Below are 26985 nucleotides of genomic sequence, written 5' to 3'. Positions count from 1 at the left end.
GTCGAATCCGCACGGCGACGAGGAATAGTCAGCTGCGTGTGACCCTATCCACCTGTAGCGAAGCCGGGGTAGAGCGTCATGCCACCATCCACAAACAGCGTCGCCCCGGTCACGTAATCCGCAGCATCGGAAGCAAGCCAGACCGCTGCCTGGGCAATATCATCCGGCTCGCCGATGCGCTTGTACGGCACAAGCGTCATGAGATCGGCATAGGCCGCCGGGGTCTCCCAGGCTGCCGTGTTGATCGGCGTGCGGATGGCGCCGGGCGCGATGCTATTGACCCGAATGAAATGCGGCGCAAGCTCCTGCGCAATGGTCCGCATCAGTAGCATCACGCCCCCCTTCGATGCGGCATAATTCGCGTGCCCAGCCCAGGGAATCTCCTGATGCACCGAACTCATGCAGATGATCTTTCCCGCCGCCCGTGAGATGTCGGGAACGACACCGCGTCGCTTGAACTCACGGGTTGCCGCGCGCGTGCAGAGAAACTGGCCCGTGAGGTTCACGCCGATGACCGTGTTCCACTGCTCCAGCGTCATCGTGTCGTAGGGCGCATCGCGCTGTAGCCCGGCATTGCTGACCAGGATATGCAAAGTGCCAAATTCTGCAATGGCCGTGGCGAACATCCGCTCAACATCAGCCTCCTGGCTGACGTCTGCCTGGATCGCAATGGCACGACGCCCAATGGCCCGGATCTCCTCGACCACGTCGCTGGCCGCCTGCGGCTGGGTCACGTAATTCACCACGACATCGGCGCCAGCCTGCGCTAGGCCAAGTGCGACGGCACGACCGATGCCGGAGTTGCTGCCGGTCACCAGGGCTTGCTGCCCGACCAGTACCGGCTGGTAGGGTGCCCGCGGCAAGCGGGACGAGTTCGGCAGCGCCGGCGCTGCCGGATCAAGGGAGTTGCTGACGGGATTGGCCATAGAGGAACTCCTGCAAGTCAACGAGTTGCGCTGGTCTGCGCCGACCTCTGCCGTGCCGGTCCGGCAACCTCGAGCAGATTATGCGCGGTGCCGATCAAGGCGAGATGCGAGAATGCCTGCGGAAAGTTGCCGGTCAGGCGACGCTTTACCGGATCGTATTCCTCGGCCAGCAGCCCTACGTCGTTCGACAAGGCCACGAGCCGCCCGAAAAGCGCGCGCGCTTCCTCGATGCGTCCTTGCAGTACATAGTTGTCAGCAAGCCAAAAGCTGCAGGCGAGGAAGGCCCCTTCGCCCGGCGGCAAGCCATCGGCACCCGGGCCGGTGTCGTATCGCAGCACGAACCCGTCACGCAGAAGCTGCCGCTCGATCGCCGCGACGGTCCCCACCACCCGGGGATCGGCGGCCGGCAGGAAGCCAACGAGGGCAATCATCAACAGGCTCGCATCGCATTGGTCCGAGCCATAGGATTGGACGAAGCTGCCAAGTTTTGCGTCGAAGCCCTGGCGACAGATATCGGCATGGATGCGGTCCCGTACCGTCTTCCAATGCGCGACCGGCCCGTCCAGTCCGTATTCCTCGGCAGAGCGCACGATGCGGTCGAAGGCGACCCAGGCCATCACCTTGGAATGGGTGAAATGTCGCTGCGGACCACGCATCTCCCAGATGCCGTCATCGGGCTGGTCCCAGATGGTTTCGAGATGCGCAACAAGCTTGCATTCCAGCGCCCAGCTCGACGCATCGGGCGACAGGCCGAGACGGCGTCCTGCATAGAAAGCGTCGATGACTTCGCCATAGACATCAAGCTGTCGCTGGCCATGCGCGGCATTGCCAACCCGGACCGGTGCCGATGCCTCATACCCGGAGAGCCAGGGCACCTCGTACTCCGTCAGCCGCCGCTCGCCGGCCACGCCATACATGATCTGCAGGTTCTCGGGCTTGCCGGCCACCGCACGGACCAGCCAGCTGCGCCATTTCGCTGCCTCGTCGAGGAATCCCGATTGCATCAGGGCGTAAAGGGTCAGCGTTGCATCGCGGAGCCAGCAATAGCGGTAGTCCCAGTTGCGCGCGCCGCCGATCTGCTCCGGCAGGGACGTCGTTGCAGCGGCAACGATGCCACCGGTCTCGAAATGCGCGAGGGCCTTGAGCGTGAGCAACGAGCGCAGAACGGTGGCATCCCACTCACCCCGAGGCGTAAACTGGCCAGACCATTCCTCCCAGCCCCGTGCTGCTTCGGCCATTGCGGCATCGGCATCGAAGCGGGCGGGATAGGGCCGGAAGGAAGGCGTCCAGGTCAGGGTGAAGGTCACAACCTGACCAGCGGCCAGCGTAAAGTCGCCAAAGGTGCGCAGGTTCTCGCCATGCAGCGGAACCGCGGTGTCGAGGATCAGTCTGTCCGGACCCGCGATGAGCTCCAGCCGCCCGTCTTCCCGGCGCGATACCCAGGGTACGACCGATCCGTAATCGAAGCGCACCACCAGCTCAGTCTGCATGGCGACCGAACCGGATACGCCACGCACCTGCCGGATTAAGTCGGTCGCGCTGTTGCGACGGACCAGCAGGTCGGTCAGGCAGATGACACCGGTCGTGGTCTCGAAGAGGGTTTCGAGGATCAGCGTATTGCCGCGGTATTGCCGGCTTGTGCGCTGCACGCTGGCGGTCGGCTCCATGCGCCAGCAGCCATTCTCCCGCGATCCCAGCAACGCGGCGAAACAGGCGGCACTGTCGAAGCGCGGCAGGGCCAGCCAATCGATCGATCCGTCGCGGCCGACCAGGGCCGTGGTTTCGCAGTTGCCGATCAGGGCATAGTCCTCGATCCGCTGCGTCATCGGACACTCCCCTGCCACTGGCCGGACCTATGCCAAGCGCGCAGCGATGCGGTCGGCGACACGCAACGAATTGGCGATGATGGTCAATGTCGGATTTACGGCACCGATCGACGGAAAGAAGCTCGCATCGGTGACATAAAGGTTGTCGAGGCCATGTGTGCGGCATTCCAGATCCAGCACCGATGTTTCCGGATCCTCGCCAAAGACCAGCGTGCCCGCCTGATGCGCCGTGCCGCTGATGGGCGTGTCCTTGCCGAGATAGAGGGTACGGTCGAACAAATGCGGGTGGATATCCGTCCGGTCGCAGATCCGGCGCAGCGTCTCGCGCAGCAGGCCATGCGCCTCGAGATTGGTGGGCACGACATCCAGGTGGACTCGGCCATCGCGATAAAAGACCCGGCTCTCCAGCCGCGGTAGATCCTCTGAGGTGAGCCAGAAGTCGATCGAATGGGCGGCAATCCAGCTGAATGGTTTTTCCGGAAGCCACTGCAGGAAATCTGGCAATCCTTCTGCCTCGATCTGCGCACCGTCGGACTTGCCAACCATCTGGATATGACCAAGCGGGAAGTCGTGCGGATTGGCAGGTGACCGGTCATGCGCATGGTAGAAGTCGTTCAGACCCAGGGTCTTCTGGAATTCGGTCGGGTTCGGCCGACGCGATATCGCCAGCACCGTCGCATTATTGTGCCGCATGTAGTTGCGCCCGACCTGGCCGGAGCTGTTCGCCAACCCGTCCGGATGCGCCGCATTCGCCGACCGCAGGAATAGCAAGGCGGAAGAGAGCGCGCCGCAGGCGACGACGACAATGTCGCCGCGGATCACGTGACGCCGGCCCTCAATCTCCGTCTCGATCCCGGTTACCGCATGTCCCGCCTCGTCGGTGAGAAGGCGTGACACATAGGCATTCTGCAGGAGGGTCAGGTTCGGGTGGTCGCGCAGCGCGGGATCGACGCATATGACCTGCGCATCCGCCTTGCCGTTGGTCAGGCTTGGATAGCCATCGAAGGGATCGCAGCGCAGCAGCGGGGAATGCGGCGTGGCCTGCCCATCGGCATCTTGGTCCAACATAGCACCGAGCGGCAGATGGAAGGGGTGCAGCCCTTCCGCCGAAAGCGCATCGGCCAGCTCCTGAATACGCGGCTCGTGGCGGATGGGCCGATGCGCGTAAGGGCCGCTGGTCGGCGGCTCGGTCGGATCCTCGCCACGCTGCCCATGCACCTGGAACAGCGCCTCCGCGGCCTGGTAATAGGGCTCGAAGACATCGTAACCGACGGGCCATGCCGGGGACAGGCCGTCCGGATGCCGCACCCCACCGAAGTCCTCCTGGCGCAATCGGAAGAGCGCCGCGCCGTAGACCTTCGAGTTGCCACCGACGCAGTAATGTAGCCCCGGCCGGAAGGTCGCCCCGGAAGAGGAGGCCCAGGTCTCGTCGGCCTGATAGCGCCCCTCAGCAAAGACTGCGCGGGTATCCCAGTTCTCCCGTTCCCGCTTGAGGTAGCCGCCACGCTCAATGAGCAGGATCCGCTTGCCGGTCTGTGCCAGCTTCCAGGCCATGGTCGCACCGCCAGGGCCGGAGCCGACGATCACCACATCGTAGCGTTCCTGGATCACTGCGCACCTCCAGCTGGCCCGTCCGTGCGACTACGGACGGGCCCAGCCTCAATGCGAAGCCTGGCTCGGCGTTCCGGTCTGGTGGTCCGGTGTTAATGCCTTGTCATGCGCCTGGCCCGAACCCCGGCGTGGTGTGCGGGTTAAAGCGTGATCTCCCTCCGGCTCTGCGCATGACCTTCGACAATTCCGTGGTCTTCCTTTCCCGCCTCGCGCTGGTGATGCTGTTTCTGCCGTTCAGCGCCTTGGACAAAGTGCTGAACTTCAGGGCCGCAACCGGCCAGGCACGCCAAGCCGTGTCGTCCCCGGTGCTGGCGGGCGGGATGATCGTCCTTGGCCTGACGGTCGAAGTCCTAACCTCCCTTGCCCTGGTGACCGGTATCGCCGACCGGCTTGGGGCCCTTATGCTGGCCGGCTACTGCGCGGTGACGGCATTCCTGTTCAAGCGGTTCTGGTCAAAGCCCGATTTCCGGCTGCGTGGACCCAGCCAGGGACGGGACGTGTTCTGGGACTTCCTGAAGAATGTCGCTTTGGCCGGAGCCCTTGTTTCCATCGCGCTGGGACCGGGCACAAACGGTGCTCTTGGGTTGCTTGCCGATCCCCTGTCCTCGACCGCCCCCTACGCCACCCGAGGTCCGTGATGCCCAACGAAAGGCCAACTGTCCCCTATTGGCACCTTTTTACCGACGAGCATGGAATCAGCCGGTTCCGGCGTTGCGCCATGACCCGGTTCGAGTTGCAATCCATGCAGCCGCCAGCAGCGCCGCAATGGCAGGGCCACAAGCACCATGACGGCATGACGGTCATGGTGACAGTCCAACCCGTTGGCTGGGAAGGCACTTGGCACGAGAATCCGAAGCCGCAGTGGATCATCCCGCTGTCAGGGCGCTGGTTCGTGGAGGCGATGGATGGCACCCGCGTCGAAATGGGGGCCGGCGAGATCTCCTTCGGTGAAGACCAGGGCTGCTGCCTGCAGGATGGCCGCAAGGGCCATCTCTCCGGCACCCTGGGTGATGTGCCGGCCGTGCTGATGGTCGTTCAATTCGATACGCCGCGGGATGCTCCGTCCCCTTGCCGCTTCGACTAGCCGGCATGGATGGCTTCGTCTCGCATGATCCGCGCTTCGACCGCTTCATCCTCGACAACGCACCGGTCGAGCGCTTGGCCGAGGGGTTCCGCTGGATCGAAGGGCTGGTCTGGATGGGAGACTGGAACGCCCTGCTGTTCCAGGATCTGCCGCGCGACCGCACCATGATGTGGAGCGAGACCACCGGCCTCTCCGTCTGGCGGCAGCCCTCCGGCAAGGCCAATGGCCAGGCGCGGGACCGGCAGGGGCGTCTGGTTTTGTGCAGCAACCTGGCGCGGGCTGTGCAGCGGGTGGAGCATGACGGGTCTTTGACCACATTGGCGGACCGCTTCGAGGGCCGCCGCCTGAACTCGCCCAATGACGTGGCGGTGCATTCCGACGGCACGATATGGTTCACCGATCCGGTCTACGGCATCGCCAACGATTACGAGGGCATCCGGCAGCCAAGCGAGCGGCATCCGGCCGTGTACCGCCTCCACCCGGAGACGGGTGCCATGGCGCTGGTCTCCGAGGCCTTCGACGGACCTAATGGACTGGCCTTCTCGCCGGACGAACGCCGGCTCTATGTCGCGGAAACCGGTGACCAAACACGTCCGGAGCCGGTGCAGATATTGCGTGTGATCGATCTTGCCCCTGATGGCACAGTCGCCGGTCCGGCACGGGATTTTCACAAGGTCGATCGCGGCTATACCGACGGGCTGGCGGTGGATGAGGATGGCAACATCTGGTCCAGCGCCGGGGATGGCGTGCATTGCATCGCCCCCGACGGTACCCTTCTGGGCCGTATCCTGTTGCCGGAGCGGGTTTCCAACTTGTGCTTCGGCGGATCGCCGCAACGGAACCGCCTATTCATCGGTGTCTCCCACGCGCTCCACGCGGTGTTCCTCAACCGCCGTGGGGCGGCATGGCCGTGATGGGCGGACGTATCCGAGGCTTCCGCCTGCGTTGCGCCTCGCCTGCTGCGACAGCCGACTTCTATCGTCAGGCCTTCGGTTGCCTGGACACGGTGGGGCCGCCCGGGGAGCTTTCGCTTCGCCTTGGGGAGCAGGCAATCTCGTTACGGCCCACAGCGACGTCGCTCGATGCGGGCTTCGCCGGCAATGAAACTGGGTTCCAGCACCTTGCCATCGTCGTCGCTGACATGCGCAGCGCGATGGACCAACTGTATGCGGTGACGGGATGGACACCCATTTCGCAGAAAGGGCCGGAGACCCTGCCACCCGCATCCGGCGGTGCCACGGCTTTTAAGTTTCGGGATCCAGAGGCGCATCCGCTGGAACTGCTGCAGTTTCCACATGGAGCGATGCCAAGGCATTGGCAGGCAGCAGCGGGTGGCTTGATCTTCCTTGGGATTGATCACTCGGCCATCAGCATCACCGATACGGCGCGCAGCGTTGCCTATTACGCCAGCTTCGGCTTCACCATGGGCAAAACACAGATCAACCAAGGCATCGAACAAAGTCGGCTCGATGGGTTGAAAGGCGCGGTGGTGGAAGTTACTCCAATGGCTGGAGATGGTCCGCCGCATCTCGAACTTTTACGATACCGCCACCCCCAACCCTGCCCAAGACCTGCAGTGAACGGAAGCACGGCCGCGACCGAGCTTGTCTTGGCTATGTCGGAGCAGGAGCGACCGTTGCGTGCGTTAGATCCGGATGGACACCGGCTCTCTCTATCAGATGTACCCTCATCTGAATGAAGCAAGCATTGGCTTGCCTTTCAAGTATATCGCTCGTTCGTGGCCAGCTGCTTTAGGCCGCATTACGGCTGCGACCTCGTCCCGCGCGAATGGTGAGACCTCGAACCAAGGTCATGCGGACACGTCGTTCCGGCCTACGCGATTCGATGGCGTCGGTACCTATTCACCACTGGCGTACTATCCGTGAGGGAGCGATGACCGCCGTTGTCGCCCACACCGGTACGTGGACGATAAAAATCGTGCGCCGCTGCGATCACCACCGCTTCGTCGTCCTGCCAGAGCGTTGGACCGTCGAACGCACCACCGGCTGGATCAGCCGTAACCGCCGCCTTGCCCGCGGCTTTGAGCGCCATTGCCACATCGCCATCACTATCTGTCCGCATGGCCATGATCCGCCTCATGGCTTCGACGATTTGCCGCAAAGCCATCGGCTTGAACCCGAACTTCCCAGATGAACTTCCATATCGCCTTAATCGGCGACGATGCCGGCCTCCCGCACCAGGGCGGCCATTGCTGCCCGGTCCTTTGCAAGGAACGCGCCGAAGTCGCCCGGTGTGGTGCCAAGCACAACGGCACCGAGTCCCTCCAGCCTCTGCCGCACCGCTGGTTCGGCCAATGCGTGCAGGCAACCGGCATGCAGGCGTTCCAGTGCCGCCGGCGGCAGTCCTGCCGGGGCCAACAGGCCATTCCACTCATTCTGATCGAAGCCGGTGATGCCCTGTTCGGCGACGGTCGGCACCTCCGGCAGGCTGCTGATCCGGTTCAGCCCGGTTGCGGCCAGGGCCCGCAGCTTGCCATCCCGCACCAGCGGCAGGACAGAGGTGATGGTGGCCACGGCGCAATCGACATCATTGGATAGCAGCGCCTGCATGGCCGGAGCGCCGCCGCGATAAGGCACGTGGGTCATCTCCACCGCCGCCCGGCGCAGCAGCAGCACGGCGGTCACATGTTGTGCCCCACCATTGCCGGAAGACGCATAGGTCAGCCGCCCCGGCTGCGCCTTCGCCCGTGCCAGCAGACTGGCGAGACTGGTATCCGGCGAGGACGCCGGCACTACCACCACCTGCGGCAGCAAGATGACTTGGCTGATGGGGGTAAACGCGGTTGCATAGTCAAAGGACAGGTTGCGAATTAGTGCCGGCGCCATGGTATGGCCCGCGGAATCCAGCAGCAGGGTGGTGCCGTCCGGCACTGCGCGGGCGACTTCACCGGCGCCGATCGTGCTGCCGGCACCCGGCCGGTTCTCCACCACGATAGACTGTCCCAGGAAGGTGCCGAGCGGCCCGGCCAGCAGACGTGCCGTGGTATCGGCACCGCCGCCCGGTGAATAGGCCACGACTATGCGAATGCTGCGCGACGGCGACCAGGGCTGCGCCCTGGCCGGTGCCGCGAGGGCGGAGGCCGCACTCCATGCGAGAATGCCGCGACGGCCGAAGCGGCCCATGTGTTCCATCATTACAGATCCTCCCGTGGCGGCAGGATAGGCGTTGTTCCATGCGCCGTCAGGCCATCCTTTCACGGTCGTAAGTGCTGAGCCGGCCAGCTTGGCTTGGGCAAAAATGACGATTGGACGATGCAGATCGCAGCGGGACGATCGAAATCGCGCAGGAGATCGTCCGGCTGACTGACCTGCTGGCGCTGAACGCCGCGGTCGAGCCGGCGGGCGACGTAATGCTGCGGCTGGTGCCGATATCAAGCGCGCGGCCGGGTTGGTGAGGAGGTCACCGCCGCCTGCAATCGGCCTGTCGTCGCAGCACCGACGCTTGCCGCCACCGGCAGGGCCAACAAGGGTGGCTTCACGCTCAACATGAGCGCGGGGGAGGGTCACTTCGACTTCGAGCTCTGGCGGCACTAACAGCGCCTTCGCGGCCCCCGATCAGGGCTATTGCGGCCGGGGCGGGGGGGCTGGCGTCTGGCCGCTGCGCGACCCATCCTGTCATACCCTGCCTGGAGCGCGCATGACGCATGCCGTACCCCGCCGCCTGTCCTTGCTCGAGCGCGGGCTGACCCTATGGAGCCTCGCCGCTGGGGCTCGGAATCGTCCTGGCAGTCCGATATTCCCACCCCTGGCTATCGGCGCGTGTGACGGCGGGTCTGGCCGTGCCTGAAGCACTGGATGTCGTCATTGTCGGGGGTGGTCAGGCCGGGCTCGCCGCCGGCTATTTCCTGCGCCGCACGGGACTACGCTTCGCCATCCTGGACGGTGCCGAGGCGCCGGGCGGTGCCTGGCGGCACGGCTGGGACTCGCTGACGCTCTTCTCCCCCGGTCAATGGAGTTCGCTGCCTGGATGTCCGTTGCCCGCTGTCGCGGGTGGCGGCTATCCGTCGCGCGATGCGGTCATCGCCTACCTGGCCGCCTATGAAGCGCGCTATGCGCTGCCGGTACGCCGGCCGGTTACGGTGCAAGCCGTTCGCACCGCCGGTTCACGCTTGCACCTGGAGGCTTCGGGCGGCGAATCCTGGACGGCGCGTGCCGTGGTCAGCGCGACCGGAACCTGGGCGCAACCGCATAGTCCGGAACTGCCCGGCCGGGCCGGCTTTGCCGGCCGGCAACTCCACTCCGCCGCTTATCGCCGACCGCAGGATTTCACCGGCTTGACCGTATTGGTGGTGGGCGGCGGCAATTCCGGTGCGCAGATCATGGCCGAAGTGTCGCGCGTCGCGGCCCGGGCGGTTTGGATCACAGAGCGTGAACCGATTTTCCTGCCGGACGAGGTCGATGGCCGCATTCTGTTCGAGCGCGCTACCGCGCGCTGGCTGGCGGAGCGCGCGGGGAAGACGCCGCCGTCACCGAATGGCCGCCTCGGTGACGTGGTCGCGGTAGCACCCGTGCGGGAGGCCCGAAGCCGGGGTGCGCTGGGTAGCATCCGTCCCTTTGCACGGCTTGAAGCCGGTGATGCGGTCTGGGCCGATGGCACCCGCATCGCGGCCGATGCAATCATCTGGTGCACGGGGTTCCGGCCTGCATTGAGCCATCTGGCATCTTTGAACATCGTGGGTGCGGATGGCCGGGTGGCGGTGGGCGCGGCCGGACGCGCATGCGCCGAGCCACGCCTTTGGATGCTCGGCTACGGAGATTGGACCGGCATGGCTTCCGCCACCTTGGCCGGCACCACACGGGCGGCCCGGGAGACCGTAGGGGACATTGCCAAGGTGCTGCGCTAACCCTGGCTTGCTGCACGCTTTACCATGGGGACGACGCCGTACCACTTGGACTGGCAGCGGCTTGCGGGTCTCTGCGCAGGCGGCAGGCAGGACCATTCTACCGGCGCTTCACATGCGGATCGAAGCATTGCTGACCTGAAACTCGCTTATCCCTCAGCTGATGCGGTCGAGTGGCAGGGTAATGCTGCATTCCAACCCGGCAGGCAGCCAGAATTGCTCCACTTGGCCGCCGAGCTGGTCCCGCATCGTCGCCTGGAGAACGCGGGAGCCGAAGCCGCGTCGTGAGGGCGGCCCCTCCACCGCCGGGCCGCCACGCTCCACCCATCGGAACAGCAGCCGGCCGGGCCCGCTGGCCAGCGAGGGTCCCGCGACCGACCAAGAGACCTGGAGGTCGCCGCCGGGGACGGCGAGCGCGCCATGCTTCGTGGCATTGGTCGCCAGCTCATGTAGGGCCATGGATAGCGCTTGCACCGCGGCGGGCGAAAGGGTCACGACCGGCCCTTCGAGCACGACACGGGTCGCGCTTGCTGTATCACTCAAGAAGGCGGTCAGCTCCGCCTCCACCACCGCCCGCAGGTCGGCACCGGCCCAGCGGGCCTGGGCAAGCAGGGTATGGGCGCGGGCCAGCGCAGCAATTCGCCCCTCGACTGCTTTGGCATATTCAGCGGCATCGGTGCGCGGCGTCAGCCGCAACGCGGCCTGGACCACCGCGAGGACATTCTTCGCCCGGTGGTCCAGCTCTCGCGTCATCAGCAATTGCCGTTCCTCCGCCGCCTTGCGCTCAGTCGTGTCCTGCAGGGCGGCGAGGGTGCGTGCGACCATGCCGGTGCCGGGGTCCCGGATGGGGGAAATGCTGCCGCTGACCCAGCGAGTCTCGCCATCCGGTCGCAGGGTACGGGTCTGCATATCCAGCACCGGCATAGCGCCGCTCGTCATTCTGACCCAGCTCTGGGCAATCGCAGCCCGCTCCTCGACGACAATGAAATCGAGGAAGGGCCGGCCAATCAGCTCGGCGCCAGGGCGGCCGACCAGGGCGCAGAAGGCGGCATTCACGCGAAGCAGCAGGCCAGTGGCGGGCTCCGCCTGGAACATCGCGATGGCGGCCTGTTCGAAGGCGGTGCGGAATTCGGCGGCGCTGGACCGTAAGGCGGAATCCGCTCGCAGCAGGGCCAGGCGCAAGGCCTCGAATTCCGCGACCGGGGCGGCGGTGGCGACGGCGGCTCGTACTTCAGCTCCGGCGGTACCGACGGTAGCCACATCCTCGGCCTGACGGCGCAATGCGCGAACGGGAGCCAGGACCCGCCGGGCCAGCACCGCCGCCGCGCCAATCGCCAAGGCAATCGCCAGCACGGCGCCGATGCCGAGACGAAGCAGCGGTGGTTGCCAACTTGCCTTATAGGCTGCCAGTGGCTCGCCGATGACGACGCCCCAGCCCTCGCCCTGGTTCAATCGGCGGAAGCCGAAAAGGATCTCGACGCCTTCAAAATTGCGTCCCTGGAAAACACCTTCCTGTAAGCCCGTCGCCATCCCGTACCAGGGGGCTGGTGCGCCGACGAAGCGGTCATTGCCACGGGAGCGAGCCACATTGACGCCTTGGCCATCCGCCAGCCCGGCCACGCCAGCGGTCAGCCGCTGGGCGGTGAGCACAGTGGCGAGCCGCAGTGGGTCGATCGTAACCAATACCACCCTGTTGCTCGGCCCCGGGCTCGGGATGGGTACGCCAACGGACACTGCCAGCGCACCGCCTGGCTGGCGTTCATACAGGTTGGAGACGCCCGGCTTGCCGCTGCCGATAATCTGGCGGACCAGCGCGCCGCTGGCATCCGCCGGGGCATCCTGCTCTGCAACGATGGCAATGCGTGCATCGTCCAAGGCCTTGCCAAGCCCATCCAGCCAAGCCCGGACCATGGCGTCGTCCCGCTGATCTTGCACCGCGGGGGCGGAGGCAACCGCCATGGCGGCGGCTTGGAGGATCTCGAATTCGGCGTCCAGAGCAAGGGAAAGGGCACGGGCGGTATCCCTGAGCCGGCCGGCGAAAGCGCCCTGATAGGCCTGGGCGACTTGCCAGGCGCTGACCGCGCCGAGCGCTAGCACCGGCAGCAGCAGCGCCAGCCCGAAGGCGATCAGATAGGTGCTGAGGCCCCAGCGACGCCCGCGCCCAACCGAACTCGGAGTCATGCTGCAGCCAGTTGCGCCGCCGGGACGGCAGGGATAGGACGTTGCATGGCCGGATGATCTCCGCGCTGGGACGGCCCCGGGTCATCAGGTCCCGGGGTGACGGCGGAAAGATCGCCATCGAGTTCGTCTTGAGTGCGGAAGATTAACCCATGCCTTCGCTGGGATCGAGCAATAACCGGACTGCCTGTTTGCAGCGGCCCGGCTGGGCAGGCCGGGGTGGCGGGGCTACATGCGGGGCATGAAAACCGCCAGCCCGCCATACCTGTTGCCTCCCCTCGCACTGACGATGGGCGAGCCCGCCGGGATCGGCGCGGAGATCGCCGTCGGAGCCTGGCATGCGTTGCGCGACACCGGTCCAGCCTTCTTCCTGATCGACGACGCAGACCGGCTGTCCGGCGCCCCGATCCACCGCATCGCGGCACCGGAGGAGGCTGTGGCAACCTTCGCGCGGGCACTGCCGGTGCTGCATCGCCCTCTCGCCCGGCCATCGGTGCCAGGGCGGCTGGATCCGGCCAATGCGCCGGCCGTCGTCGCCGCGATCGATGAGGCGGTGGCGCTGGCGCTGGCCGGGCGGGCGGCGGGCGTGGTCACCAACCCCATCCAGAAATCGGCACTCTATGCTGCCGGCTTCGCTCATCCCGGCCATACCGAATATCTTTTCGCCCTCGCCGGCGACGGCCCAGCCCCGGTGATGCTGCTGGCCTGCCCGGAGCTGCGGGTGGTGCCGGTGACGATCCATGAGCCGCTGCGGCAGGCCATCGCCCGGCTGACGCCGGAGCTCATCGTCGAGGTCGCCCGGTTGACCGCCACGGGACTGCGGCAAGACTTCGGCATCGCCGCGCCGCGCCTGGCCATCGCCGGGCTGAACCCGCATGCCGGGGAGGATGGCACCCTGGGCACCGAGGACCGCGACATCGTCGCCCCCGCCGTCGCCACGCTGCGGGCCGAGGGGATCGATGCGCGCGGGCCGATTCCGCCGGATACCATGTTCACCGCCAAGGCGCGGCCCGGCTACGACGTGGCGCTCGGCCTCTACCACGACCAGGCGCTGATCCCGATCAAGACGCTGGACGTAGCGGGCGGAGTCAATGTCACGCTCGGCCTGCGGATCGTCCGCACCAGCCCGGACCATGGGACGGCGTTGGATATCGCCGGCACTGGCCAGGCCGACCCCGGCAGCCTCATCGCCGCCATCCGGCTGGCCGCCGAGATCGCCACCAACCGCAGGAATGCCGCCCTATGACCCCGATGCGCCTGTCCGTAAACGTGGACCATGTCGCCACCCTGCGGAACGCCCGCGGCGGCACCTTCCCCTGCCCGGTCGAGGCGGCGCGGGTGGCGGTGGCCGCCGGGGCCGATGGCATCACCATGCACCTGCGGGAAGACCGGCGGCATATCCGCGACCAGGACCTGGACCGGGTGGCGGCCGAGGTGCCGACCCGGCTAAACTTCGAGATGGCCGCGACCGAGGAGATGATCGGCATCGCGCTCCGGTTGCGGCCTGCGGCCTGCTGCATCGTGCCGGAGAAGCGGCAGGAACTGACGACGGAAGGCGGGCTCGATGTCATCGCCGCGGGTGCGGCCTTGCAGAATGCGGTGGCGCGCCTGTCTGGAGCGGGGATCGAGGTCTCGATCTTCATTGAAGCCGATGCCCGGCAGATCGCGGCGGCTGCCCGGATCGGTGCCCAGGCCATCGAATTGCACACCGGCGCCTATGCCGATGCGGCGGTGGCAGCGCGGGCCTCGCATCTTGCAAGACTGCGGGAGGGGGCCGCGGCGGCAGCGGCGGAAGGGCTGCTTTGCCACGCCGGACATGGGCTTTCCTACGAAACGCTGCCGCCGATCGCCGCCATGCCGGAAGTGGTGGAGGTCAGTATCGGGCATTTCCTCATCAGCCAGAGCGTCTTCGAGGGCCTGCCCGCGGTGATCCGGCACATGAAGGGGCAGATCGCGGCGGCACGCGATGCATGAGTTGCAATTTGCATGGCATGGGGGCTGCAAAGCCTGGGGCGTACCGGCTCATCCAGGAGTAGCCCCATGGCCCAGGTTTCCGCGATGTCCTCCGCCCGCACCCCGCGGACCACACCACGCCGCGCCGCGACCGCTGCCCCGGTCCATCAGATGCCCGAGGAAGAGAAGATAGGTGTCGTCGCCTATCTGCTGCAGGGCAGCGCCTTCATCGGCTTCCTGCTGGTTCTCTTCATGCTCGCCGGTTTCCGTGGTTGAACAGGGTCAGGCAGGTCGTAGCTATCGGGGCCACGACCGGCAATAGGCTTGCCTCGGGCTGACCGCTAACCTTCCGCCGATGCGGCGATCATGACATCCGCCAGCAGCGTATAAGCCGCTGTCCAGGCCGCCTCGACCTCCGGCGTGAAGGCTTCCCCCAGGCCCTGCCCGAGAGTCCAAAGCAGTGCGGCGCCCACCGTGGCGTAATGCGCATCCTTCACCCCATAGCCGACATGGCGCTTCGCCAGCGCCTGCGCCGCCGGCACCACCTCGGCCGGCCGCTTCAGTCCGGCGACGACGAAGCCGAGAGTGGCCATCAGCTTGGCGCCTTGCTCCGCCATATCCGTGCCGGTGAACAAAGCCTTCGTGCTCGGGTCGAGCTCGAACAGCCGGCCATAGAAAAGCGCCGCGGCCTGGTCCTTGATGGGGACGACGAGGCGGAAGCTGTCCTGAACGAGCGTGGCCTGTTCCGGCGTCATGGGCATTCTCCTGGCGACTAATCGACATGTGGCTGCAACGAATGCTGCGACGCAACTGAAACCCGGCCATAGTCCGATATCCTCGGGGCCATGCCGATGCAACGCAGACCGTTTCTCGCCATTTCCATGGGCGTTCTGGCCGGCAAGGCCCAAGCCCAGCCCCAGGCGGGTTCCCAGGCCCAAACCGGCTTTCCGCCGCGGCCGTTGACGCTGGTCGTGGCCTTCTCGGCCGGGTCCACCAACGACATCCTGGCGCGGATGCTGGCGGCGGAGGTTTCGCTGCGGCTCGGCCAACCCATGCCGGTGGATGCGCGGCCAGGTGCCGGCGGCACCCTGGCCGTCGCCGGCGTGGCACGCGGCCGCGCGGATGGGCTGACGCTGGTGCTGGTCTCGACCAGCACCATCCCGATCAACCGGGCCCTCTACCGCAACCTCAGCTACGACCCCTACAAGGACCTGGCGCCGGTCAGCATCAGCGCCTCCACGCCCAATGCGCTGGTGGTCAAGGCCGATGCGCCGATGCGAAGCCTGGCGGAACTGGCGGCGCGCCTGGGTGGCACGCCGGGGCTGCGGTATTTCTCCCCCGGCAACGGCACCTCCCAGCATCTGTCCTGCGTCCAGCTGCTGCGGGCAGTCGGCGGCACCAGCGAGCATATCCCCTATCGAGGGCCAGCGGAGGGCATCGCCGGGTTGCTCTCGGGCGATACGGATTGGGGTTTCTCGGCAGTGCCATCCATCCTGGGGCTAGCGCGGGATGGGCAGGTGCGGGTGCTGGGGCTGACCGGCACGAGGCCTCTGGCGAGCCTGCCGGATGCGCCGACCTTCGCCAGCATGGGCGTTCCGGGATTCGAGGAGACGGATGTCTGGTACGGCATCGCCGCCCCAGCTGGGACCCCGCCGGAGGCGCTGGCGATCTTGCGGCGCGCCTTTGCCGAGGCCTTGGCGCAACCCGACTTGCAAGCGCGGTTGGCCGCGGCCGGCTTCTACCCGGTTCCGCCGATGGATGGCCCGGCGATGGAGGTCTTCCTTGGCCGGCAGGTGGCTTTCTGGGCGGATCTGGTGAAGGCCAGCGGCGCGACCATCGACTAGCGCGATCCGTGAACGATTGAGCCTGCCACCGGGAGCCATTACACCCGCCCCGGCAATGATGAGGATGGCAGCCTTGGCCGAGACGCATTTCGACTGCGCCGTCGTCGGCGCCGGCATCGTCGGCCTGGCCCATGCGCTGGCGGCCAGCCGGGCGGGGCTGCGGGTGGTGGTGCTGGAGCGGGAGGCCCGTGCGATCGGCGCCTCGATCCGCAACTTCGGCTTCGTCACCGTGACCGGGCAGGAAAAGGGCGATTGCTGGCGCCGCGCCCGGCGCGCCCGGGATATCTGGGCTGAAGTCGCGCCCCAGGCCGGCATCGCCGTGCATCATCGCGGGCTGGTCTTCGCCGCCCGCCGGCCGGAAGCCTTGGCGGTACTCGAGGAGTTCACCGTTGGCCCGATGGGTGAGGGCTGCCGGATGCTGACGGCGGCGGAGGCGGCCGGGCTCGGCGCCCTGCGCGGCGACTTGGCCGGGGCGATGCACAGCCCGCATGAGCTGCGGGTCGAGAGCCGGGACGCCATCCCGCGCCTGACCTCCTGGCTGGCGGAGGCGCGCGGCGTGCAGTTCCGCACCGTCACCGCGGTGCATGGGGTCACGACGGGCCGGGTGGATTGCACCTGCGGACCGATCACCGCGGACCGCATCATCGTCTGCCCGGGGACCGATATCCGCACGCTCTTTCCGGAGGTTTTCGCTCGCCGCGCCGTCACGCTCTGCAAGCTGCACATGCTGCGGGTGGCGGCGCCCGGCTTCACCCTGCCGGGTGCGGTGATGAGCGACCTCGGGCTGGTCCGCTACCTCGGCTATGCCGATGGGCCCAGCCTGCCGAAGCTGGCCACGCGGCTGCAAACGGAACAGGCCGCCGAATTGTCACACGGCATCCATCTGATCGTCGTGCAAGGAGCGGATGGTTCGCTGGTGGTGGGCGACAGCCACCACTATGCGCCGAGCCCGGACCCGTTCCAGCCAGCGGAGGTGGATGACTTGATCCTGCGCGAGCTTTCGCTGGTCCTCGACCTGCCGCGGCCGGCGGTGCTGGAGCGCTGGGTGGGCGTCTATCCCTCCGGCCCCGAGACGGCCTTCTACGAATCGCCGCTGCCTGGGGTCATGCTGGTCTCCGTCACCAGCGGCACCGGGGCCAGCACCGCCTTCGGCCTGGCCGAGGATGTCTTCGCCGCCTGGGGGAATGCAGCATGAGCGACTGGCGGATGCCCTATACCGGGCCGGTGAAGGCAGTGGTGCTGGATTGGGCCGGCACCGTGGTGGACCATGGCAGCCGGGCGCCGATGGGGGCCTTTGTCCGCGCCTTTGCCGAGCTGGGTGTCGAGATCTCCATCGCCGATGCGCGCGGGCCGATGGGCATGGCCAAGGCCGACCATATCCGCGCCGTCGGTGCTGCCATCGCCCCGGCCTGGCGGGCAAAACACGGACGGGACTTCTCCGAGGCCGATGTCCAGGCCATCTTCGACATCTTCGAGCCGATGAACATCGCCGCCATCAAGAACCATGCGGCGCTGATCCCGGGCGTGAGGGAGGCGCTGGCGAGCCTCGCCGCCCGCGGCATCCGCATCGGCACCACCACCGGCTATACCCGCCCGATCATGGCCGAACTCGCGCCGCTGGCCGCCGCGCAGGGCTTCGTGCCCGAAGTCATTGTCTGCGCCGGAGACCTGCCGGCCGGCCGCCCGGCGCCGCTGCAGATGTGGCACGTGATGGCCGCCATGGGCATCTGGCCCGCCGCGGCCGTGGTGAAGGTGGACGATACACCGCCCGGCATCGGCGAGGCTCGCGCGGCCGGCTGCTGGGCCGTGGGCGTGGCCATGACCGGCAATATCGCCGGCTGGTCCGCCGAGGAACTGGCTCAGGTCCCGACGGCGGAGCGCGAGGCGGCCCGGGCGCGGGCGACGGCTGAGCTGACTGCCGCCGGCGCGCATCTGGTAATCGACAGTCTGGCCGACCTGCCGGCCGCCATCGTCGATATCGAGCAATGGCTGGCCGTGGGCGACTCGCCAGGCTGAACCGCCTTGCCCAGACCTGCCATACAACTGTAACGTTTTGCCGGGGATTGCCGGGCTACACACGGGCGAAAATGCTCTCAGGAGACGCCCATGTATCGCCGCGTGCTGACCGCCGCGCTTGCGCTCGCTTGCGCCCTTGCCCCCAACCTAGCCCCTGCGCAAACGCGTACCCGCCTTACCGTCTATACCGCGCTTGAGAACGAGCAACTCGCCCCCTTCAAGCAGGCGGCGGAAGCAGCAGTGCCGGGGATCGAGATTGCCTGGGTCCGGGACAGCACCGGTGTCATCACCGCCCGCCTCGTCGCCGAACGGCAGAACCCCCGCGCCGACCTCATCTGGGGCGTCTCCGTCTTCTCCCTGCTGCAGATGGAGGCGCTGGAGATGCTGGAGGGCTACACGCCCGCCGGCGCCGAGGCGCTGCGGCCCAACTTCCGCTCCGACCGCAGCCCGATGACCTGGACCGGCATGGACGCCTTCGTCTCTGCCATCTGTTTCAACACGGTGGTGGCGCAGCAGCGCAACCTGCCGCGGCCCAACACCTGGGCCGACCTGCTGAACCCGGCCTATCGCGGCCAGGTGGCGATGCCGAACCCGGCTTCTTCCGGCACCGGCTTCCTGACTGTCGCCGGCTGGATCGGCTCCATGGGCGTGACCCAGGCCTGGGACTACATGGCGAAGCTGCATGAGAATGTGCAGGCCTATACCCATAGCGGCAGCGCCCCCTGCAACAACGCCGCGCGCGGCGAATACGGCGTCGGCATCTCGCTCGACATGCGGGCCGTCACCTTGAAGAACCAGGGAGCGCCGATCGAGATCATCGTGCCGACCGATGGCGTCGGCTTCGACCTGGAAGGCACCGCCATCCTGCGCGGCAGCCGCAACATGGACGCGGCGAAGAAGCTGGCCGACTGGGCCGTGACACGCGCGGCAAACGAGGCCTATGGCAAGTACTACGCGGTACTGGCCCTGCCGGGCGTGACCCCCGCGGTGCGCGGCTACCCCGCCGAGTTCGAGCAGCGGCTGGTGAACCAGAACTTCCGCGAGGTGGCGCTGAATCGCGACCAGATCCTGCGCGACTGGGCCGCCCGCTTCGACGGCAAATCCGCCCCCCGTTGAGCGCCGCTCTTGAGCGTGAGGCCCATGGCCGCGCCGCGGCCGAAGCCCCGCCCTATCTCATCGTCGAGCAGGTCTCGAAGCGCTTCGGCACCTTCCAGGCGCTGGAGCGGGTGAGCCTGACGGTGGCCCCGGGGGAATTCGTCTCCTTCCTCGGCCCCTCCGGCTGCGGCAAGACCACCCTGCTGCGGGCCATCGCCGGGCTGGATCCGGCAACCAGCGGCCGCATCACCCAGGCCGGGCGGGACATCACCGACCTGCCGCCCAGCGCGCGGGACTTCGGCATCGTCTTCCAGTCCTATGCGCTCTTCCCCAACCTGAGCGTCACCGACAACATCGGCTACGGGCTGCGCGGCGCCGCCTGGCCGAAGCCGCGCCGGGCGCAGCGGGTGGCGGAGCTGCTGACGCTGGTCGGCCTCGGCGAACATGCGCTGAAATACCCGGCGCAACTCTCGGGCGGGCAGCAGCAGCGCGTCGCCCTGGCCCGGGCGCTGGCGAACGAGCCGGGGCTGCTGCTGCTGGACGAGCCGCTCTCGGCACTCGACGCCATCGTCCGGCTGCACCTCCGCCAGGAGATCCGCGCCCTGCAGCGCCGGCTCGGCGTGACCACGGTGATGGTGACACATGACCAGGAGGAGGCGCTTGGCGTCTCCGACCGCGTCGTCGTCATGTCGCGCGGGCGGATCGAGCAGATCGGCACGCCAGAGCAGGTCTACCGGCACCCGCGCACCGCCTTCGTCGCCGGCTTCGTCGGCCGCAGCAGCCATCTCGCCGCGACGGTGGAAGCGACGCCGGGCACGCTGCTGGCAGAGGGGCTGCGCCTGCCCTGCGATGCCGCGCGTCCCATGCTGTATGGCACCCGGGTGGAGGCCTTCATCCGGCCCGAGGATGTCCGCCTCGGCGCCGAGGCCGCCGCCATGCCCGGCGCCTTCGAAGCCGCGGTCACGCACCTCGAGTTCCTCGGCCCGGTCTGCCGCCTCTCGCTCGAGGTCACCACCCCGGCGGGCCGCCGCCCGCTGCGCCTCGAGGCCGATTTGAACCCGGACGAGGCACGGGCGCTGGGCGCGCTGCCCGGCGCGGTGCTGCCGGCCGCCCTGCCGTCGGCGCGGGTGATGGTCTTCGCCGCCGATGCGTGAGGTGGTCAGGGTACGGCTGCCGGCCGATGTCCGGCTGCTGCGCGGCGGGCTGTGGCTGGCACTTGCCGTGCTGGCGGTCGGGCTGATCCTGCCGCTCGGCACCCTGCTGCTGCGCGCCTTCGAGACGGCGGATGGCGGCTTCGCGGGCTTGGCCAATTTCATCGCCTATGCGACCACACCTTCGCTGCGGCTTGCCGCCTGGAACAGCGCCTGGACTGCGGCGCTGACCACGCTCATCGTCGTGCCGATCGCCTTCCTCTTCGCCTATGGGCTCACGCGGTCCTGCATCCCGGCCAAGGGCTTCTTCCGGGCTGTGATGCTGCTGCCGGTCCTCGCACCCTCGCTGCTGCCGGCGCTGGCGCTGATCTACCTGTTCGGCAACCAGGGCCTGCTGAAGGCCCTGCTCGGCGGCGGCAGCATCTACGGCCCGGTCGGGATCATCGTGGCGCAAGTCTTCTATTGCTTCCCGCATGCGGCAATCATCCTCGCCGTCGCGCTCGGCACCTCGGACGCCCGGCTGTACGAGGCGGCCTCCGTGCTGAAGGCCGGGCGCCTCCGGGTCCTCGCCAGCGTGACCCTGCCCGGCGCGCGCTACGGGCTGGTCTCGGCCGCCGTCGTGGTCTTCACCCTGGTTGTGACCGACTTCGGCATCCCGAAGGTGATCGGCGGCCAATTCCCGGTGCTGGCGACCGATGTCTACAAGCAGGTCGTCGGGCTGCAGAATTTCAACATGGGCGCGGTGGTCGGGCTGGTGCTGCTGCTGCCGGCGGCCGGTGCCTATCTGCTGGACCGCTGGGCGGAGGGCAAGCGCAGCGCCACCCTCTCCGGCCGCGCCGTCCCCTATGTGGCGAGGCCACGGGCGGGGCGGGACTGGCCGCTATTGGCCATCTGCCTGCTGGTCGCGCTCGGCCTGCTCAGTCTCGTCGGCACCGCGGTCTGGGGCTCGCTGATCCGCTTCTGGCCTTACAACCTGGTGCTGACGCTCGACAACTATGACTTCGGCCGCTTCGACGATACCGGCTGGCGGGCGCTGGGCAATTCGGTGCGGCTAGCGCTCGCGGCCTCGGTCACCGGCACGCTGCTGGTCTTCTGCACCGCTTGGCTGCTGGAACGCGGCGCCCGGGGCGGCACGCTGGCGGTGGTGGTGCGCATCGCCGCGACGGTGCCGCTGGCGGTGCCCGGGCTGGTGCTCGGCCTCGCCTTCATCCTGTTCTTCAACCACCCGCTGAACCCGCTGGGCTTCCTGTACGGGACGCTCTGGATCCTGGTGCTGAACAGCCTGGTGCATTTCTACACCGTCGCGCACCTGACCGCGGTGACCGCGATCCGCCAGCTCGACCCGGAATTCGAGGCGGTGGGCGCCTCGCTGCGGGTGCCGGCCTGGGTCACCTTCGGCCGGGTGACGGTGCCGATCTGCCTGCCGGCCATCCTCGACATCGCGGTCTATATCTTCGTCAATGCGATGACGACGGTCTCGGCGGTGATCTTCCTCTATGGCCCGGATACCAAGCCAGCCTCGGTCGCCGTGGTCCATATGGACGAGGCCGGGCAGGCCAGCGCCGCGGCTGCGATGGCGGTGGCGATCCTCGGCGTGACCACCACCGTGAAGCTACTGCAGGTGGCGACCGGTGGGCTGGTCAACCGCCTGACCCAGGGCTGGCGCCGGCGCTGAGCCGGCGCCTTTGCCGTCAGACGAAGGCCAGCGCCAGCCCGGCGACGGCGGTCGCTGCCCCTGCCACCCGGGCCGCCTGACGCATCGGCTGGGCCAGCACCAGCCCGGCCGCATGCAGCACCGCGGTGCCGCCGATCATGCCGAGCATCGCCAGCCCGCCCGGCAGCTCCGTCCCATGGGCATGGCCATGCAGCAGGCCGAAGCCGGCCGCCAGCGCCACGCCCAGCACCAGCGGCGGCCGCACCGCCAGCGCCGCCAGCGCGCCGAGGACGATGACCGAGGCCAGGATGCCCGCCTCCGCCATCGGCAGCGCAACGCCGGACAGGCCGAGCAGCGCACCCAGCGCCATGCCGCCGAGGAAGCCGCCCGGCAGCGCCAGCCGCGCCGCACCGCCGGACAGCCCGGCCCAGAGCCCGACCGCCACCATGGCCAGCAGATGGTCCGCCCCGCTGAAGGGATGGCTGAAGCCGGCCAACAGGCCATGCGACAGGGCACCGCCCGGATGGGCGAGGGCCGTGCCCGGCAGCAGCAGGGCAGCGGCAAGGAGCATCAAGGGGTTCATCAGGCAGCCTTTCGCGGGGCGATCCCGCCCTGGGTGAGAATGAAATCGGCGATCTCGGCGACGCCGAGATCCTCCTTCAGGTTGGTGAAGATGAAGGGCCGCTTGCCGCGCATCCGGCGGCTGTCGCGGTCCATCACCGACAGATCGGCCCCGACCAGGGGGGCGAGGTCGATCTTGTTGATGACCAGCATATCCGAGCGGGTGATGCCGGGGCCACCCTTGCGCGGGATCTTATCGCCGGCGGACACATCGATGACGTAAAGCGTCAGGTCGGCCAGCTCCGGGCTGAAGGTCGCGGCCAGGTTGTCGCCGCCGCTCTCGATGAACAGCACCTCGAGGCCGGGGAAGCGCTCCACCATGTCGTGCACGGCGGCGAGATTGATGCTGGCATCCTCCCGGATCGCGGTATGCGGGCAGCCGCCGGTCTCAACCCCGGCGATGCGGGAGGGATCGAGCGCGCCGGCGCGGGTCAGGAATTCTGCATCCTCCTTGGTATAGATGTCGTTGGTGATGACGGCGATGTCGTGCGTGTCCCGCAGGTGGCGGCAGAGCCGCTCGGTCAGCGCGGTCTTGCCGGAGCCGACGGGGCCGCCGATGCCGATGCGGAAGGGGCCATTGCCCGTCCGATGACCGGAGGGCGCCTGCCGCCCGGAGGTTTGAATCGGCCGGGCACTTTCGTTGGCGCTCATGATCTGAAGAGCCTCGTGTACTGGGTTTCGTGGCGCATCGAGAGCAGGTCGAGCATCGGCGCGGCGGTGCCGATGCGGTCGAGGTCGGCGGCCAGCGCCGCATCGGTGGCGGCCTCCACCACCGGGTGCAGCGCGGCGGTGGCGATCTGCCCATCCGTCTGCCCCAGCGGCACCAGCCGGACCCCGGCCGAGACAAGATTGGCGGCAAAGGCGGCCAGCCAGCCGGCCAGCGCTGGGCGCAGCGGAATGCCGTGGAAACCGGCCGCGGCACCGAAGGCGATGGGATGCGCCAGCCGCCGCGGGTGGCGGGCGGCCAGCGCCGCGAAGCCCGGATGCGGCCAGGCGGATTGGGTCACGCTGCTGAAGGCGGTCCCCTGCGCCATGGATTCGAGTGCCGTCTCCGCCGTGCCGCGCCAAGCGGCGGCGAGCAGCGCCGCCTCGTCGAGTGCCGCATCGTCGCCTGCTGCGGCGGCGCGCCAGGCAGCGGCCAGCAAGGCGCCATCGATCCGCCCGGCACCGGTCAGCAGCACCGTCTCGATGTATATCACCAGCCCGGTACGGGTGGTGATGCTGCCATCCTCGACTGCGGTTTCGAGACCGTGGCTATAGGTATAGGCACCGACCGGATAGGCTGGTGAGAGCCAGGCCAGCAAGCGGTAGAGCGCGGCGCCTTCAGTGATGGTGGTCGTGGTCATGGCCATCGTGGTGATGGTGATGTCCCGGTTGGCGGTTGTGCTCGCCATAGGCGCCGCCCTCGGGGTTGAAGGGTGCCATCACTTGCTGCACCGCGGCGCCGAGCCCACGCAGCATAGCAAGGATCACGTGGTCGTCGCGGATCAGCAGGTATTCGGCCTGGATCTCGGTCGGCAGGTGGCGGTTGCCGAGGTGCCAGGCGAGCCGCATCAGCTTGCCCGGACTGTCGGCGCGGACCTCGACCAGCGGCTCCGGCGCGGCCCGCACCAGGATCACGCCGCCGCCTTCCAGCAGCAGCCCGTCGCCGTCACGGAGCGCAGTCGCTTCCTCCAGGTCCAGCAGGAAAGCGAAGCCATCTTCCGCCGCATAGCGCTTGCGGCGGCGGAAGCGGTCGTCGAAATCGAGGGTGACGGTATGGCGGGCGGTGCGCGCGATCCAGCCGCCGGCGGGCAGGACCTGGGTGGCGCGGGGAAGGGTCTCGCTCATCAGAACAGGAAGTAGCGCTGGGCCATGGGGAGCACCTTGGCGGGTTCGCAGACGAGGAGCTCGCCATCGGCGCGCACCTCGTAGGTTTCGGCATTGACCTCGATCTTCGGCAGGGCGTCGTTCAGCACCATGTCGCGCTTGCTGATCCCGGACCGGGTGTTCTTCACCGCCAACAGCTCCCGCTGCAGGCCGAGCCGGGCGCCGAGGCCACCCGCCAGCGCCGCGGCGGAGGTGAAGGTGACGGCGCTCGCCACCATCGACTTGCCGTAGCTGGCGAACATCGGCCGATAGTGCACCGGCTGCGGCGTCGGGATGGAGGCATTGGGGTCGCCCATCTGCGCCATGGCGATGGAGCCGCATTTCAGGATCATGTCCGGCTTCACCCCGAAGAAGGCCGGGGTCCAGAGCACGAGGTCGGCCAGCTTGCCCACCTCCACGCTGCCGACATGCTGGCTGATCCCCTGCGAGATCGCCGGATTGATGGTGTACTTGGCGATGTAGCGCCGGACCCGCAGGTTGTCGTTGTCGCCGGTCTCACCGGCCAGCCGGCCGCGCTGGGCCTTCATCTTGTGGGCGGTCTGCCAGGTGCGGATGATGACCTCGCCGACCCGGCCCATGGCCTGGCTGTCGCTGCTCATCATGCTGATGGCGCCGAGGTCGTGCAGGATGTCCTCTGCGGCGATGGTCTCCCGCCGGATGCGGCTCTCGGCGAAGGCCACGTCCTCGGGGATGCGCGGATCGAGGTGGTGGCAGACCATGAGCATGTCGAGATGCTCGTCCACGGTGTTCACCGTGTAGGGCATGGTCGGGTTGGTGCTGCTGGGCAGGAAGTTCGGCTCGCCGACAACCCGCAGGATATCGGGCGCATGCCCGCCGCCGGCGCCCTCGGTATGGAAGGCCTGCAGGGTCCGGCCGCCGATTGCCTTGATGGTGCTCTCGACGAAGCCGCTCTCGTTCAGCGTATCCGTATGGATCGCCACCTGCACGTCATAGGCATCCGCCACGCTGAGGCAGGTGTCGATCGCCTTCGGCGTCGTCCCCCAATCCTCGTGCAGCTTGAGGCCGCAGGCGCCGCCGAGGATCTGTTCCTCCAGCCCGCCCGGCAGCGCCGCATTGCCCTTGCCGAGGAAGCCGAGGTTCACCCCGAAGCTCTCGGCTGCCTGGAGCATCCGCGCCATGTGCCAGGGCCCCGGCGTGGCGGTGGTGGCCAGCGTGCCATGCGCCGGCCCGGTGCCGCCGCCGAACATGGTGGTGATGCCGGAGGCGAGTGCTTCCTCGATCTGCTGCGGGCAGATGAAGTGGATATGCACGTCGAGCCCGCCGGCGGTCAGGATGCGGCCCTCGCCGGCGATGATCTCGGTGCCTGGGCCGATGATGATGGTGACGCCGGTCTGGGTATCCGGGTTGCCGGCCTTGCCGATGGCGGCGATGCGGCCGTCCCTCAGCCCGATATCCGCCTTGAAGATGCCGGTATGGTCGACGATCAGCGCATTGGTGATGACCGTATCCATGGCCCCGCCGGCACGGGTCACCTGGGACTGGCCCATGCCGTCGCGGATGACCTTGCCGCCGCCGAACTTTACCTCCTCGCCATAGGTCGTGAGGTCGCGCTCCACCTCGATGATGAGGTCGGTATCGGCCAGCCGTAGCCGGTCGCCCACGGTCGGGCCGTACATGCCGGCATAGCCGGCGCGCGAAATCCGTGCCGGCATCAGACCTGTCCTTCCGTCTCGCCGCGGAAGCCATGCACCAGCCGGGCACCGCCGAAGGGGATGAGCTGCACCGTCCGGGTCTGCCCCGGCTCGAACCGAACCGCGGTGCCGGCGGCAATGTCCAGCCGGCGGCCGCGCGCCGCGGCGCGGTCGAAGGACAGCGCCGGGTTGGTTTCGGCGAAGTGGTAGTGGCTGCCGATCTGGATGGGGCGGTCGCCGGTATTGCCGACATCCAGCTCGATGGCATCGGCGCCGGCGTTGAGTTCGATGTCACCCGCGGCGGGGAACAACTCGCCCGGGATCATCGGATCGGCTCGTGCACGGTCACCAGCTTGGTGCCGTCGGGGAAGGTCGCCTCCACCTGGATCTCATGGATCATCTCGGCGATCCCCTCCATGACCTGGGCACGGCCGATGACGGCGGCGCCGTCGCGCATCAGCTCCGCCACGCTGCGTCCGTCGCGGGCACCCTCGACCACGAAATCGGTGATCAGCGCCACCGCCTCCGGGTGGTTCAGCTTCACGCCGCGTTCCAGCCGGCGGCGCGCCACCGTGGCGGCCATGGCGATCAGCAGCTTGTCCTTCTCGCGCGGCGTCAGGTTCATGCCAGCCCCTCGTGTCCCG

At 67.8% G+C, this 26985-nt stretch carries 29 protein-coding genes; 16 read left to right on the top strand and 13 right to left on the bottom strand.

The window, feature by feature from the left end:
* Positions 1-44: 44 nt before the first annotated feature.
* The 3 genes from AC0IW9_RS05335 to AC0IW9_RS05325 are packed head-to-tail and all read right to left on the bottom strand — an operon-like array spanning position 45 to position 4363.
* Positions 45-926, bottom strand: a complete 882-nt coding sequence (locus AC0IW9_RS05335; RefSeq protein WP_471647177.1) for an SDR family oxidoreductase — start codon at positions 924-926, stop codon at positions 45-47.
* 17 nt (positions 927-943) lie between these two features.
* The gene (locus AC0IW9_RS05330; RefSeq protein WP_471647176.1) at positions 944-2752 is read right to left on the bottom strand and encodes a glycoside hydrolase family 15 protein; all 1809 of its coding nucleotides are present in this window, start codon (positions 2750-2752) and stop codon (positions 944-946) included.
* A 27-nt stretch (positions 2753-2779) separates the two neighbouring features.
* The gene (locus AC0IW9_RS05325) at positions 2780-4363 is read right to left on the bottom strand and encodes a GMC oxidoreductase (protein ID WP_471647175.1); all 1584 of its coding nucleotides are present in this window, start codon (positions 4361-4363) and stop codon (positions 2780-2782) included.
* Between the two features lie 170 nt (positions 4364-4533).
* Here AC0IW9_RS05325 and AC0IW9_RS05320 point away from each other — a divergent pair, with 170 nt between their 5' ends.
* The 5 genes from AC0IW9_RS05320 to AC0IW9_RS05300 all read left to right on the top strand — a co-directional run bounded on the left by AC0IW9_RS05320 (position 4534) and on the right by AC0IW9_RS05300 (position 7601).
* Positions 4534-5001 carry a DoxX family membrane protein gene (locus AC0IW9_RS05320; protein WP_471647174.1) on the top strand — a complete coding sequence of 156 codons (468 nt, stop codon included), beginning with the start codon at positions 4534-4536 and terminating at the stop codon, positions 4999-5001.
* Positions 5002-5081: 80 nt separating this feature from the next.
* Entirely contained in the window at positions 5082-5447 is a 366-nt protein-coding gene (locus tag AC0IW9_RS05315; RefSeq protein WP_471647173.1) for a cupin domain-containing protein, read from the top strand.
* A 5-nt stretch (positions 5448-5452) separates the two neighbouring features.
* The gene (locus tag AC0IW9_RS05310; protein WP_471647172.1) at positions 5453-6361 is read left to right on the top strand and encodes an SMP-30/gluconolactonase/LRE family protein; all 909 of its coding nucleotides are present in this window, start codon (positions 5453-5455) and stop codon (positions 6359-6361) included.
* Complete coding sequence (locus AC0IW9_RS05305) at positions 6361-7146, top strand: VOC family protein (protein WP_471647171.1); 786 nt, start codon at positions 6361-6363, stop codon at positions 7144-7146. The genes AC0IW9_RS05310 and AC0IW9_RS05305 overlap by 1 nt, the downstream gene beginning before the upstream one ends.
* Positions 7147-7340: 194 nt before the next feature.
* Positions 7341-7601 (top strand): hypothetical protein, encoded by a 261-nt coding sequence (locus tag AC0IW9_RS05300; protein ID WP_471647170.1) that lies wholly within the window; start codon positions 7341-7343, stop codon positions 7599-7601.
* A gap of 14 nt (positions 7602-7615) precedes the next feature.
* Here AC0IW9_RS05300 and AC0IW9_RS05295 read toward each other — a convergent pair whose 3' ends face one another.
* A complete protein-coding gene (locus AC0IW9_RS05295) occupies positions 7616-8482 on the bottom strand; it encodes a tripartite tricarboxylate transporter substrate binding protein (protein ID WP_471647169.1) in 867 nt (288 codons plus the stop codon).
* Between the two features lie 230 nt (positions 8483-8712).
* Between AC0IW9_RS05295 and AC0IW9_RS05290 the strand changes: the two genes are divergently transcribed.
* Together AC0IW9_RS05290 and AC0IW9_RS05285 are read left to right on the top strand one after the other, a co-directional pair.
* Complete coding sequence (locus tag AC0IW9_RS05290) at positions 8713-8862, top strand: hypothetical protein (RefSeq protein ID WP_471647168.1); 150 nt, start codon at positions 8713-8715, stop codon at positions 8860-8862.
* A gap of 384 nt (positions 8863-9246) precedes the next feature.
* Entirely contained in the window at positions 9247-10311 is a 1065-nt protein-coding gene (locus tag AC0IW9_RS05285; RefSeq protein WP_471647167.1) for an ArsO family NAD(P)H-dependent flavin-containing monooxygenase, read from the top strand.
* A 153-nt stretch (positions 10312-10464) separates the two neighbouring features.
* Here the strand turns inward: AC0IW9_RS05285 and AC0IW9_RS05280 are convergent, their stop codons facing one another.
* Positions 10465-12489 carry an HWE histidine kinase domain-containing protein gene (locus AC0IW9_RS05280; protein ID WP_471647166.1) on the bottom strand — a complete coding sequence of 675 codons (2025 nt, stop codon included), beginning with the start codon at positions 12487-12489 and terminating at the stop codon, positions 10465-10467.
* Between the two features lie 238 nt (positions 12490-12727).
* Here AC0IW9_RS05280 and pdxA point away from each other — a divergent pair, with 238 nt between their 5' ends.
* The 3 genes from pdxA (at position 12728) to AC0IW9_RS05265 (ending at position 14715) form a co-directional block, all read left to right on the top strand.
* Positions 12728-13732 (top strand): 4-hydroxythreonine-4-phosphate dehydrogenase PdxA, encoded by a 1005-nt coding sequence (pdxA, locus tag AC0IW9_RS05275; RefSeq protein ID WP_471647165.1) that lies wholly within the window; start codon positions 12728-12730, stop codon positions 13730-13732.
* Positions 13729-14460, top strand: a complete 732-nt coding sequence (locus AC0IW9_RS05270; RefSeq protein WP_471647164.1) for a pyridoxine 5'-phosphate synthase — start codon at positions 13729-13731, stop codon at positions 14458-14460. The genes pdxA and AC0IW9_RS05270 overlap by 4 nt, the downstream gene beginning before the upstream one ends.
* A gap of 66 nt (positions 14461-14526) precedes the next feature.
* A complete protein-coding gene (locus AC0IW9_RS05265) occupies positions 14527-14715 on the top strand; it encodes a hypothetical protein (protein WP_471647163.1) in 189 nt (62 codons plus the stop codon).
* 65 nt (positions 14716-14780) lie between these two features.
* Here the strand turns inward: AC0IW9_RS05265 and AC0IW9_RS05260 are convergent, their stop codons facing one another.
* The gene (locus AC0IW9_RS05260) at positions 14781-15194 is read right to left on the bottom strand and encodes a globin family protein (protein WP_471647162.1); all 414 of its coding nucleotides are present in this window, start codon (positions 15192-15194) and stop codon (positions 14781-14783) included.
* A 204-nt stretch (positions 15195-15398) separates the two neighbouring features.
* Between AC0IW9_RS05260 and AC0IW9_RS05255 the strand changes: the two genes are divergently transcribed.
* From AC0IW9_RS05255 to AC0IW9_RS05230, 6 genes are all read left to right on the top strand, one after another.
* Positions 15399-16283: a Bug family tripartite tricarboxylate transporter substrate binding protein gene (locus tag AC0IW9_RS05255; protein ID WP_471647161.1), complete on the top strand. Its 885-nt coding sequence runs from the start codon at positions 15399-15401 to the stop codon at positions 16281-16283.
* A 73-nt stretch (positions 16284-16356) separates the two neighbouring features.
* A complete protein-coding gene (locus tag AC0IW9_RS05250) occupies positions 16357-17478 on the top strand; it encodes a TIGR03364 family FAD-dependent oxidoreductase (protein ID WP_471647160.1) in 1122 nt (373 codons plus the stop codon).
* Entirely contained in the window at positions 17475-18299 is an 825-nt protein-coding gene (phnX, locus tag AC0IW9_RS05245; protein WP_471647159.1) for a phosphonoacetaldehyde hydrolase, read from the top strand. Before AC0IW9_RS05250 ends, phnX begins: the two co-directional genes overlap by 4 nt.
* A gap of 90 nt (positions 18300-18389) precedes the next feature.
* The gene (locus AC0IW9_RS05240) at positions 18390-19415 is read left to right on the top strand and encodes a putative 2-aminoethylphosphonate ABC transporter substrate-binding protein (protein WP_471647158.1); all 1026 of its coding nucleotides are present in this window, start codon (positions 18390-18392) and stop codon (positions 19413-19415) included.
* Positions 19412-20548 carry an ABC transporter ATP-binding protein gene (locus AC0IW9_RS05235; protein ID WP_471647157.1) on the top strand — a complete coding sequence of 379 codons (1137 nt, stop codon included), beginning with the start codon at positions 19412-19414 and terminating at the stop codon, positions 20546-20548. The genes AC0IW9_RS05240 and AC0IW9_RS05235 overlap by 4 nt, the downstream gene beginning before the upstream one ends.
* On the top strand, positions 20541-22220 hold the full coding sequence (locus AC0IW9_RS05230) for a putative 2-aminoethylphosphonate ABC transporter permease subunit (RefSeq protein WP_471647156.1): 1680 nt from the start codon (positions 20541-20543) through the stop codon (positions 22218-22220). Before AC0IW9_RS05235 ends, AC0IW9_RS05230 begins: the two co-directional genes overlap by 8 nt.
* A 16-nt stretch (positions 22221-22236) precedes the next feature.
* On the opposite strand, the gene AC0IW9_RS05225 is transcribed toward AC0IW9_RS05230, so the two are convergent.
* From AC0IW9_RS05225 to AC0IW9_RS05195, 7 genes are read right to left on the bottom strand one after another with little or no spacing between them, the layout of a single operon-like run.
* A complete protein-coding gene (locus AC0IW9_RS05225) occupies positions 22237-22770 on the bottom strand; it encodes a HupE/UreJ family protein (protein WP_471647155.1) in 534 nt (177 codons plus the stop codon).
* Positions 22771-22781: 11 nt separating this feature from the next.
* The gene (gene ureG / locus AC0IW9_RS05220) at positions 22782-23471 is read right to left on the bottom strand and encodes an urease accessory protein UreG (RefSeq protein ID WP_471647154.1); all 690 of its coding nucleotides are present in this window, start codon (positions 23469-23471) and stop codon (positions 22782-22784) included.
* Positions 23468-24214 (bottom strand): urease accessory protein UreF, encoded by a 747-nt coding sequence (locus tag AC0IW9_RS05215; RefSeq protein ID WP_471647153.1) that lies wholly within the window; start codon positions 24212-24214, stop codon positions 23468-23470. The genes ureG and AC0IW9_RS05215 overlap by 4 nt, the downstream gene beginning before the upstream one ends.
* Positions 24144-24650, bottom strand: a complete 507-nt coding sequence (gene ureE / locus AC0IW9_RS05210) for an urease accessory protein UreE (protein WP_471647152.1) — start codon at positions 24648-24650, stop codon at positions 24144-24146. The genes AC0IW9_RS05215 and ureE overlap by 71 nt, the downstream gene beginning before the upstream one ends.
* On the bottom strand, positions 24650-26362 hold the full coding sequence (ureC, locus tag AC0IW9_RS05205; protein ID WP_471647151.1) for an urease subunit alpha: 1713 nt from the start codon (positions 26360-26362) through the stop codon (positions 24650-24652). Before ureC ends, ureE begins: the two co-directional genes overlap by 1 nt.
* The gene (locus AC0IW9_RS05200; protein WP_471647150.1) at positions 26362-26667 is read right to left on the bottom strand and encodes an urease subunit beta; all 306 of its coding nucleotides are present in this window, start codon (positions 26665-26667) and stop codon (positions 26362-26364) included. The genes ureC and AC0IW9_RS05200 overlap by 1 nt, the downstream gene beginning before the upstream one ends.
* Positions 26664-26966, bottom strand: a complete 303-nt coding sequence (locus AC0IW9_RS05195; RefSeq protein WP_471647149.1) for an urease subunit gamma — start codon at positions 26964-26966, stop codon at positions 26664-26666. The genes AC0IW9_RS05200 and AC0IW9_RS05195 overlap by 4 nt, the downstream gene beginning before the upstream one ends.
* Between the last annotated feature and the right edge of the window lie 19 nt (positions 26967-26985).

The sequence above is a fragment of the Belnapia sp. AC561 genome (assembly GCF_979252845.1).
This window is presented reverse-complemented; position numbering and strand designations above follow the sequence as displayed.

Bases quoted from the DNA above. Each gene is read 5' to 3' on its own strand.
- AC0IW9_RS05315 (WP_471647173.1), top strand. From the start codon at position 5,082: ATGACCCGGTTCGAGTTGCAATCCATGCAGCCGCCAGCAGCGCCGCAA.
- phnX (WP_471647159.1), top strand. From the start codon at position 17,475: ATGAGCGACTGGCGGATGCCCTATACCGGGCCGGTGAAGGCAGTGGTG.
- AC0IW9_RS05335 (WP_471647177.1), bottom strand. From the start codon at position 926: ATGGCCAATCCCGTCAGCAACTCCCTTGATCCGGCAGCGCCGGCGCTG.
- AC0IW9_RS05310 (WP_471647172.1), top strand. From the start codon at position 5,453: ATGGATGGCTTCGTCTCGCATGATCCGCGCTTCGACCGCTTCATCCTC.
- ureC (WP_471647151.1), bottom strand. From the start codon at position 26,362: ATGCCGGCACGGATTTCGCGCGCCGGCTATGCCGGCATGTACGGCCCG.
- AC0IW9_RS05240 (WP_471647158.1), top strand. From the start codon at position 18,390: ATGTATCGCCGCGTGCTGACCGCCGCGCTTGCGCTCGCTTGCGCCCTT.
- ureG (WP_471647154.1), bottom strand. From the start codon at position 23,471: ATGAGCGCCAACGAAAGTGCCCGGCCGATTCAAACCTCCGGGCGGCAG.
- pdxA (WP_471647165.1), top strand. From the start codon at position 12,728: ATGAAAACCGCCAGCCCGCCATACCTGTTGCCTCCCCTCGCACTGACG.
- AC0IW9_RS05320 (WP_471647174.1), top strand. From the start codon at position 4,534: ATGACCTTCGACAATTCCGTGGTCTTCCTTTCCCGCCTCGCGCTGGTG.
- AC0IW9_RS05260 (WP_471647162.1), bottom strand. From the start codon at position 15,194: ATGACGCCGGAACAGGCCACGCTCGTTCAGGACAGCTTCCGCCTCGTC.
- AC0IW9_RS05280 (WP_471647166.1), bottom strand. From the start codon at position 12,489: ATGACTCCGAGTTCGGTTGGGCGCGGGCGTCGCTGGGGCCTCAGCACC.
- AC0IW9_RS05265 (WP_471647163.1), top strand. From the start codon at position 14,527: ATGGCCCAGGTTTCCGCGATGTCCTCCGCCCGCACCCCGCGGACCACA.
- AC0IW9_RS05230 (WP_471647156.1), top strand. From the start codon at position 20,541: ATGCGTGAGGTGGTCAGGGTACGGCTGCCGGCCGATGTCCGGCTGCTG.
- AC0IW9_RS05200 (WP_471647150.1), bottom strand. From the start codon at position 26,667: ATGATCCCGGGCGAGTTGTTCCCCGCCGCGGGTGACATCGAACTCAAC.
- AC0IW9_RS05300 (WP_471647170.1), top strand. From the start codon at position 7,341: ATGACCGCCGTTGTCGCCCACACCGGTACGTGGACGATAAAAATCGTG.
- AC0IW9_RS05215 (WP_471647153.1), bottom strand. From the start codon at position 24,214: ATGGCGAGCACAACCGCCAACCGGGACATCACCATCACCACGATGGCC.
- AC0IW9_RS05330 (WP_471647176.1), bottom strand. From the start codon at position 2,752: ATGACGCAGCGGATCGAGGACTATGCCCTGATCGGCAACTGCGAAACC.
- ureE (WP_471647152.1), bottom strand. From the start codon at position 24,650: ATGAGCGAGACCCTTCCCCGCGCCACCCAGGTCCTGCCCGCCGGCGGC.
- AC0IW9_RS05225 (WP_471647155.1), bottom strand. From the start codon at position 22,770: ATGCTCCTTGCCGCTGCCCTGCTGCTGCCGGGCACGGCCCTCGCCCAT.
- AC0IW9_RS05195 (WP_471647149.1), bottom strand. From the start codon at position 26,966: ATGAACCTGACGCCGCGCGAGAAGGACAAGCTGCTGATCGCCATGGCC.
- AC0IW9_RS05305 (WP_471647171.1), top strand. From the start codon at position 6,361: ATGGGCGGACGTATCCGAGGCTTCCGCCTGCGTTGCGCCTCGCCTGCT.
- AC0IW9_RS05270 (WP_471647164.1), top strand. From the start codon at position 13,729: ATGACCCCGATGCGCCTGTCCGTAAACGTGGACCATGTCGCCACCCTG.